Annotated in this window: 6 protein-coding genes; 4 read left to right on the top strand and 2 right to left on the bottom strand. The window is 72.1% G+C overall.

Annotated features, from left to right (window positions below; translation table 11 throughout):
* From BEK98_RS40485 to asnB, 4 genes are all read left to right on the top strand, one after another.
* On the top strand, positions 1–1,877 hold a 1,877-nt coding region (locus tag BEK98_RS40485), incomplete at its 5' end, for an SDR family oxidoreductase (RefSeq protein WP_094221788.1).
* The gene (locus BEK98_RS40480; protein WP_094221787.1) at positions 1,874–3,013 is read left to right on the top strand and encodes an alpha/beta hydrolase; all 1,140 of its coding nucleotides are present in this window, start codon (positions 1,874–1,876) and stop codon (positions 3,011–3,013) included. The genes BEK98_RS40485 and BEK98_RS40480, both read left to right, overlap by 4 nt.
* A 62-nt stretch (positions 3,014–3,075) precedes the next feature.
* On the top strand, positions 3,076–3,855 hold the full coding sequence (locus BEK98_RS40475; RefSeq protein ID WP_094221786.1) for an alpha/beta fold hydrolase: 780 nt from the start codon (positions 3,076–3,078) through the stop codon (positions 3,853–3,855).
* Positions 3,856–4,133: 278 nt separating this feature from the next.
* Positions 4,134–5,975: an asparagine synthase (glutamine-hydrolyzing) gene (gene asnB / locus BEK98_RS40470; protein WP_094221785.1), complete on the top strand. Its 1,842-nt coding sequence runs from the start codon at positions 4,134–4,136 to the stop codon at positions 5,973–5,975.
* Positions 5,976–6,456: 481 nt separating this feature from the next.
* On the opposite strand, the gene BEK98_RS40465 is transcribed toward asnB, so the two are convergent.
* A complete protein-coding gene (locus BEK98_RS40465; protein WP_094221784.1) occupies positions 6,457–6,981 on the bottom strand; it encodes a DUF4232 domain-containing protein in 525 nt (174 codons plus the stop codon).
* Between the two features lie 127 nt (positions 6,982–7,108).
* Positions 7,109–8,746 (bottom strand): alpha/beta hydrolase, encoded by a 1,638-nt coding sequence (locus BEK98_RS40460; RefSeq protein WP_094221783.1) that lies wholly within the window; start codon positions 8,744–8,746, stop codon positions 7,109–7,111.
* Positions 8,747–8,895 lie beyond the last annotated feature (149 nt).

Below are 8,895 nucleotides of genomic sequence, written 5' to 3'. Positions count from 1 at the left end.
CCGCCGTACCCACCACCCCGTACCGACCCGACGCCCCCCACTCCCGCGCCCGCCAGGAAGACCTCGACCAGATCCTGGCCGACCTCGCGCTCGCCGACCGGCTCCCCTTCACCGACGTACCCGAGCCGCTGCCGCCCCGCCGCATCCTGCTGACCGGTGCGACCGGCTTCCTCGGCAGTCACATGCTGCTCGACCTGCTGCGGCACAGCGACGCGCATGTGTACTGCCTGGTCCGTGCGGCCGACGAGGCGGCCGCGACCGAACGGCTCGGCGCGCAGCTGCGCAGTTACAAGCTGCCGTGGTCCTCGGAGATACGCCGGCGCATCACCGTGCTGCCCGGCGACATCCGCCGCCCCCGCCTCGGCCTCACCGACGAGCAGTGGCACACCCTCGCGCACGAACTCGACAGCGTCGTCGGCGTGGCGGCCGCCGTGGACTTCCTGCGCGGCTACCAGTCGCTGCGCGGCAGCAACGTCCTCGGTGCGCTCACCCTCGCCGAGCTGGCCGCGACCGGCCGGCCCAAGCCGCTGCACCACATCTCCTCCATCGCCGTGTTCAACGAGGTCGGCATCACGTCCATGGGCGAGGACGACCCCCTCGCCCACGTCGACCGGCTCATCTCCGGCTACGACCAGTCCAAGTGGGCCGCCGAGGCAGCCCTGCGCCGCGCCCGCGACCACGGGCTCGTCGTCACCGCACTGCGCCCCGGCGGTATCGGCGGCCACACCAGGACCGGCGCGTACAACCCGCAGGACCTCAGCAGCGGCCTGATCTCCGCCTTCGGCCGCTTCCGCACCGTACCGGCGTTCCGCTACCTCAACGCGGCCCCCGTGGACTGGGTCAGCCGGGTCGCCGTCGCCGCGATCTGCGAGCCCGACGCCTGGGGCTTCGACTACAACCTCACCGGCGTGCCCAACACCCTGGACGACGTCGTACGGGACATGGCCCTGGGCGGCATGCACGTCCGCGTGAAGGACTGGGACGAGTGGCGCACCGACACCCTCGCCCGTCTGGAGGCCGAGCCGGTGTCCGAACTGGGCTTCCTCTCCCGGGTGTTGCAGAGCCCCACCGCGCTGAAGCTGTGCGAGGCCACCCTGCAGGGCCCCGCCGCCGACGCCGAACGCACCGACGCCCTGGTCGCCGCCCTCGGCCTCCCGCCCGCCGCCCGGTACGACGCCCAGGCCCAGCTGAAGACCTTCGAGAAGCTCGCCGAAGACGGCCTCGCCCGGCTCCCGCACAAGGACGACCAGCCCTACCTCTGGTTCGCCGAGACGACCGAGGGCACCGTCGGCCCGGTCGGAGCGGCCGCCGCGACCCCCTGCTCGATGGCGCTCACCCTGTCCATCGCCGGCATGTACCAGCTGGTCAAGGAGCGCCGGGTCGACGTCACCGGCGAGGTCACCTGCCCGGCGGTCCATCCCGAGCCGCTCACCGTGGAGCGCGGCGACGTCTGGATCCGCCCCGAGGAGGGCATCCCGCTCCAGCACGGCCTGCGCCACCAACTCCTGCGCTACCGGCTGAGGTTGCGTGACGCGGACGGCGGTCTGTGGTGGCTGGAGGGCCGCAAGTACGCGCGGGCCCGCCGGGACCTGTGGCGGCAGACCCGCGCGCTCACCGTGGAGATCGGCCGCGAGGGCGAGGCCGCGAGTCTGCTCGGCGAGGTCGTCGTACCCGCGGACTCCTACGTCCGCGACCAGATCGACGGCATCAAGGTGGACCCGCGCCTGTCCGGTCAGGAGAAGCGGGCCGCCAAGCTGACCTGGCTCGCCTGGTTCGGCCTGGAGATGGGCCGCGGCCTGCTCGCCCCCTTCGCCCGGGCCGCGGCGGACCTTCTCGACCTGCGCCGCACCCCCACCCTCACGGAGCACCACCGATGATCTTCAGGACCACCCCCTCCCGGACGGCCCGGCCGGCGCTCCGCAGGGTCCGCACCACAGCGGCCCTCCGCCCGCTGCGCCACCGCCTCGACCCGGCCCGCGTCGAGGAGATCCCGTTCCGCACGAGCGACGGCGTCCGCCTCGGCCTGACCCGCGTCGAGACCGGGGACACCGGCCGGCCCGCCGTGCTGCTCCTGCACGGGCACACCGCCTCCGCCGACATGTTCCTGCTGCCCGAGACCCGCAACCTCGTCGACGTCCTCCTCGACGACGGCTACGAGCCCTGGCTGCTGGACTGGCGGGGCAGCTGCCGGCTGCCGTACAACGAGACCGGCCGGCGGTACACCTACGACGACGTGGCGCTGTACGACATCCCCGAGGCCGTCGCTCATATACGCGGACGCATCGGCGAGCGGCCGCTGTTCGCGGTCGCGCACTGCATCGGCTCGCTCACCCTGTCGCTGAGCATGGCGGCCGGGCTGGTACCGGGTCTTGCCGGCGTGGTCTCCCAAGGGGTCTTCCTGACACCGAAGTTGGCCGGTCGTACCTCGCTGCGGATGTCCGTGGCGGGGGAGTTGCTGAAGAGCAGGATCGACCACATCCCGGTCGACTTCCGCAAGGTCGGGCTGTGGTCGAAGTACACCCCGCTGTTCGCACTCGCCGCCCGCAAGGCGAGCTGCCCCGATCCGACCTGCCAGATCCTGCACCACTCGGCCTGGGGCAGCGGCGCCTCGCTCTTCGTGCACGAGAACCTGGCCGAGACCACCCACGACCGGCTCGCCGAGCTGCTCGGACCCGCCCCGCTGTGGATCCTGCCCCACCTGCGCCGCATCGAGCTGGCCCGCAGTGTGGTCCGCTGGCACGACACCGACCACCGCTACCGCGCGCTGCCGCCGAACGCCCTGGACGCGGCCGCCCGCATCGACACCCCCGTGCTGCTGCTCGCGGGCAGCGAGAACGGGCTGTGGCTGGACTCGCAGCGACTGTGCCACGAGGTGCTGGCCCGCCGGCAGCCGCAGCTGGACGTCTCCTACACCGAGATCCCGGGCTACGGTCACCTGGACACCTTCCTGGGCCGGGGCGCCGCCCTCGACGTCTTCGGTCACATCCTCGAATTCCTCGGGGAACGGCGGTGACGGAGGACCGCGCGGCCGGTTACCGTACCGGACAGTAACCGCAGCGCACCCAGGAGGCCCCCATGCCGCAGCTCGACGTCGACGGCGCCGTACTGACGTACGACGACGAGGGCCCGCGTGACGGCGCCGACGTGCCCGTGGTGTTCGTCCACGGCTGGACCGCGAACCGGCACCGCTGGGACCACCAGCTGGCGCACTTCTCCGCCGGCCGGCGGGTGATCCGGCTGGACCTGCGCGGGCACGGGGAGAGCACGGGGGCCGGGGTGCGCACGATCGCGGAGCTGGCCAGGGATGTCCTCGCCCTCCTCGACCACCTGGAGGTGGAGCGGTTCGTGCTGGTCGGCCACTCCATGGGCGGGATGATCTCCCAGACCATCGCCCTCTCCCACGCCGAGCGGGTGGAGCGGATGGTGCTGGTCAACTCGATCGGGCGGATGACCTACAACCGCGGCCGGGGCCTGCTCATGGGCGCCTCCACCCTGGTGCCGTACAAGCTGTTCATCGCGACCAACATCCAGCGGGCCTTCGCCCCGGGGTATCCGCGCGAGGAGGTCCGGGAGTACATCCGCTCCTCCGCCGACACCCCGCGCGAGGTCGTCATGACCCTGTACGGCGCCATGCGGGCCTTCGACGTCCTCGACCGCGCCGGTGAGATCGCCACGCCCACCCTGATGGTGCACGGCTACCACGACATCCAGCTGCCCGTGCGGCAGATGCTCCGGATGGCCAAGGCCTACCCGAACGCGGTCGTGCGCATCATCGACGCGGGCCATGAACTGCCCGTGGAGAAGCCGGCCGAACTCACCGCGGCGCTTGACTGGTTTCTGACCGCGAAGGCCTAGCGCACCAGCCGCTTGGCGAAGTTTTTGCCCGTGGCCGGTTACTGCCGCACCGGCCCGGTGCCACGGCAGTCCTTCGATTTCGCGTAGGCAAAACGCGGCCGAAACCGTGGGGCCGTGTGGGCCGTCCGTGTTACGGCCGCGTTGACCGCCGCGAGCGCCTGACGGAGGCTCGTCGTATAGGTGCTCGATACAACCGGTTCGGCGGCCGCCTTCTGTCCACCCCGGAAAGCGCAGGTGAGCGACGGGGACGGCCGCGAGCCGGAGGCAGGAGGTAGCGCATGTGCGGCATCACCGGATGGGTCTCCTTCGACCGTGACCTGACCGCCGAGTCCACCGCATTGCATGCGATGACCGAGACGATGGCCTGCCGCGGCCCGGACGACCGGGGCACCTGGGCCGAGGGCCCCGCCGCCCTGGGCCATCGCCGGCTCGCGATCATCGACCTCCCCGGCGGCCGCCAGCCGATGTCCGTGCGCACCCCCGAGGGAGCCGTCGCCCTCGTCTACTCCGGGGAGACGTACAACTTCACCGAACTCCGCCGCGAACTCACGGACCGCGGCCACGAGTTCACGACCGACTCCGACACCGAGGTCGTCCTCCACGGCTACCTGGAATGGGGCGACGCCGTCGCCGAGCGGCTGAACGGCATGTACGCCTTCGCCGTGTGGGACGGCCGTCACGGCCGGCTGGTGATGATCCGCGACCGCATGGGCATCAAGCCGTTCTACTACCACCCGACCCCGGACGGCGTCCTCTTCGGCTCCGAGCCCAAGGCGATCCTCGCCAACCCGCTCGCCCGGCCCCGGGTCGCCCTGGACGGCCTGCGCGAGCTGTTCACCCTGGTCAAGACGCCGGGACACGCCGTCTGGGACGGCATGCACGAGGTCGAACCCGGCACCGTCGTCACCGTCGACCGCACGGGTCTGCGCACTCGGGTCTACTGGCGCCTCGAGACCCGCCCGCACACCGACGACCGCGACACCACCATCGCCACCGTGCGCTCGCTCCTCGACGACATCGTGCGCCGCCAGCTGGTCGCCGACGTCCCGCGCTGCACCCTGCTCTCCGGCGGCCTCGACTCCTCCGCCATGACCGCGCTCGCCGCCCGGCAGCTCGCCGAGCACGGGGAGAAGGTCCGCAGCTTCGCCGTCGACTTCGTCGGGCAGGCCGACAACTTCGTCGCCGACGAGCTGCGCGGCACCCCGGACACCCCCTTCGTGCACGACGTGGCCCGGCTCGCCCGCACGGACCACCAGGACATCGTCCTCGACGCCCAGGCCCTCGCCGACCCGGCCGTCCGGGAGAAGGTGATCCGCGCCCGCGACCTGCCGGCCGGCTTCGGCGACATGGACACCTCGCTGCTGCTGCTCTTCCGCGCCATCCGCGACCAGTCCACGGTCGCCCTGTCCGGCGAGTCCGCCGACGAGGTCTTCGGCGGCTACCTGCAGTTCTTCGACGAGGACGTCCGCCGCGCCGACACCTTCCCCTGGCTGGTGCACTTCGGCCGCCACTTCGGCGACGACTCCGACGTCCTGCGCCCCGACCTGGCCAAGACCCTGGACCTGGAGGGATACATCGCCGACGGCTACCGCACCGCCGTCTCCGGCATCCACCGCCTGGACGGCGAGAGCGACTTCGAGTACCGGATGCGGCGGATCTGCCACCTGCATCTGACCCGCTTCGTCCGCGCCCTGCTCGACCGCAAGGACCGGATGAGCATGGCCGTGGGCCTGGAGGTCCGGGTGCCGTTCTGCGACCACCGGCTCGTCGAGTACGTCTACAACACGCCCTGGTCGCTGAAGTCCTTCGACGGCCGGGAGAAGAGCCTGCTCAGGGAGGCCACGGCGGACCTCCTGCCGCGCTCGGTCTACGAGCGGGTCAAGAGCCCGTACCCGTCCACCCAGGACCCGCGCTACGCCCGCGCCCTGCAGGACCAGGTCAAGGACCTCCTCACCCGGCCCTCCCACCCCGTCTTCGACCTGGTCGACCGAGAGCGGGTCCGTCAAGCCGCCGAACGCGACACCCCCGTCAGCACCCAGGTGGGCCGCCGCGGCCTGGAGCGCGCCCTCGACCTCGCCCAGTGGCTGGACCTCTACAACCCGGAACTGACCTTGAACTGAGGCCCCAGCACCGGGCCTGCGACTCCTCGGCCGAGGCTCAGGCCCTGTGGGCGGCTCTCTGAAGCCGGCGACGCGGCTCAGGGTCCTGTCGGCGGCTCCCTGAGGCTGGCCTTCGATCGAGGTCGAGGGGCCGGCGTGTGGTTTCCCGGGACTGACCGTGAGCTGAGGCTCCGCCCCTCGGCCGACTGCTGCCAGCAGGGCCCAGGGTCCTGCTTCCGGCTCCCCGAAGCCGGCCCTCGGTCGAGGTCGAGAGGCCGGTCGGCGATTCCCCCGAACCGACCTTGAGCTGAGGCCCCAGCACCCGGCCCGCGGCTCCCCGGCGAGGCCCAGGGCCCTGTCAGCGGCTCTCTGAAGCCGGCCCTCGTTCGAGGCTGAGGGGCCACTCCGCGGTTCCCCCGGAACTGACCCTGAGCTGAGACCCCGACACCCGGCCTGCTGCTCTCCGGACGAGGCCCAGAGCCCTGCTCCCCGCAGCCGACCCTCAACCGAGGCCCAGCGCCCGGTCCGCGGCCGTCGGCGTCGGCTGCCACCACGTCGTCACCGGCTCCCACACCCGGACCTCGCTCCCGGTGCCGAGCTGCGCAGACGTGAAGGCGCGGCCCCACTGGGAGGCCGACGCGGCCACCGTGATCGCGTCCACCCGGCGGGCCTCGGGGTCCGCCGGGTCGGCGATGGTGCGTACGGCCCCGTAGGCGGTCTTTCCGGCCCCGAGCCGGTACGTGCCGCTGCCGCCCTCCGGCACCGGCAGGGCGGCCCCGTCCAGGTCACCGAAGGTGATCGTGGGCACGCGGTCGACGACGCAGGTCCGGGCGCCGCGGTTGGTCACGCTGACCCGCACCACGGAAGGGTCGTTCAAGGACGCCTTCGCCCGCAGGGTCAGCGCCTTCTCCGCGCAGCGGGCGGTCTTGGCGTGCCCCACGGCCGCCTGGCTCGGCGGCGCGGTGAGCAGCAGGGCCGCCGCGGCGGCGGAGACGGCGGGTACGGCGATGGCGGCGCGGATGCGCATGGCGGGTTCCCCTGTCGGTCACGTACGGGTCCGGCGGCCCAAGGCGCGCCTGACCAGTGTGACGTCCGGGCCGGCCGGGAGGTTGTTCCGGAATCGCACGTGTTACCCGTTTGCGCGGCTTCCGTCATCAATGGGTGGTGTTCGCCGTGGAGCTCCAGTCGTTCTCGTCCGCCGGGCAGGAGCTGCCGCTCGGCGGCAGGGTGCCGTACAGCAGGAAGTCGATGACCTTGCGGTGCACGCAGGTGGACGACGAGTAGCCGGTGTGTCCCTCGCCCTTGTTGTCGAGCACCACGGCCGACGGTCCGAGCCGCCGGGCCGTCTCCTCGGTCCAGCGGTACGGCGTCGCCGGGTCGCCGCGCGTGCCCACCAGCAGCATCTTGGCCGAGTGGACGTTCTTGACCTGGTCACGGATGAACTTCGTGCCCTTGGGGCGGCCGAAGCACATCAGCAGCTGGGTGAGCCGGAAGCGGCCGAAGACCGGCGAGGCCTTGTCGTAGGCGGCCTGCAGACCCTTCAGATCCCTGGTGATCTGCGCTTCGGTGGGCCGGTCGGGATCGTCCGCGCAGTTGATCGCCATCAGCGCGGCCGGCAGGTTGTCCGCGGGGACGTCCTGGGCGTCCACGAGCCCGCTGTCCCGCCGCTCGCCATCCTGGGACTTCCCCCCGCCGCCCTGCCGGACGGGCACGGCGAAACCGCCGCCGGAGGTGAGGCTGAGGAGCCGCCGTGTGTCGCCGTCCTCGACCAGTGAGACGAGCGCACGCTCCAGGGTGGGCCACATCTCCTTGCTGTAGAGGGCCTGCCCGATGGCGCCGACCAGGTCCTGGCCGGAGAACGTGCCGCCGAAGTCCGTGGGCACCGGGTTCTCGTCGAGCGAGCGCACCAGCTGGACGACCTGGTCCCCGGCCGCACGCCGGTCCTGCCCGAACGGACACCCGATGTCCGTCGTACACCAGTCCAGGAAGTCGTCCAGCGCGGTCTGCTGTCCCTCGGCGCCCGCCAGGCCCTGCTCGGACAGCGGCTCGGTCAGGGTGTCCACGCCGTCCAGGGTCATCCGGCCGACCTTGTGCGGGAACTCTGCCGCGTACACGGCGCCGAGCCGCGTGCCGTAGGAGAAGCCCAGGTAGTTGAGCTTCTTGTCGCCGAGGGCCTGACGGATGACGTCCAGGTCCCGGGCGGCGTTCACGGTGCCTATGTGGCGCAGGACCGGGCCGGAGTGCCTGGCGCACTGGTCGGCGGCCCGCCGCAGCTTCTTCAGCAGGGCCTGGGGATGACTGATGTCGGCGTTCAGGCCCATCGCCGCCGAGGCATCCTCCGTGCCCTGGCCGCAGCTGACGGGGGAGGACCGGCCGACGCCCCGCGGATCGAAGGTGACCACGTCGTAGCCGTTGGTCAGCTCCAGAAACTCCTTGCCGCCAGTTGCGAGTGCGGGGATACCCGCGCCGCCGGGTCCGCCGAAGTTGAGCAGCACCGAGCCCCGTGACGTGCCGGTCGCCCGGTAGCGGGCCAGCGCCAGGCCGAGCGTGCCCGCGCCCGGGTGCGCGTAGTCGATCGGGACGGTCACCTTCGCGCACTGGAGGTCCTTGGGCATGTCCGGGCCCTCGCAGCGCGCCCAGGACACCTTCTGCCGGTAGAAGCGGGACAGGTCCGGCTGCGGCTGGTCGGCGGCGGCCGCCGTGGGCAGCCCGGACCCGAGCAGCGCCAGGGTGAGGGCCCCGGCGCCCGCGCAGCGCCGCATGGCGGGCCGTGGGGACAGCTTGACCAGCATGGATCGCCTCCCAGGGCGCACCCGCTGCGGACCGGGGCGGGCGCCCCCGATCACCATATGCGGGCCCTGTGCGGGTCGCCTCCGGGCGAGCGGGACGGTGTCCGATGATCTACCCTTCGCGCCTTCCGTCATGATCAATGATCATTCGA

Origin of the sequence: Streptomyces diastatochromogenes, assembly GCF_002242805.1 — a bacterium.
GTDB lineage: Bacteria > Actinomycetota > Actinomycetes > Streptomycetales > Streptomycetaceae > Streptomyces > Streptomyces diastatochromogenes.
This window is presented reverse-complemented; position numbering and strand designations above follow the sequence as displayed.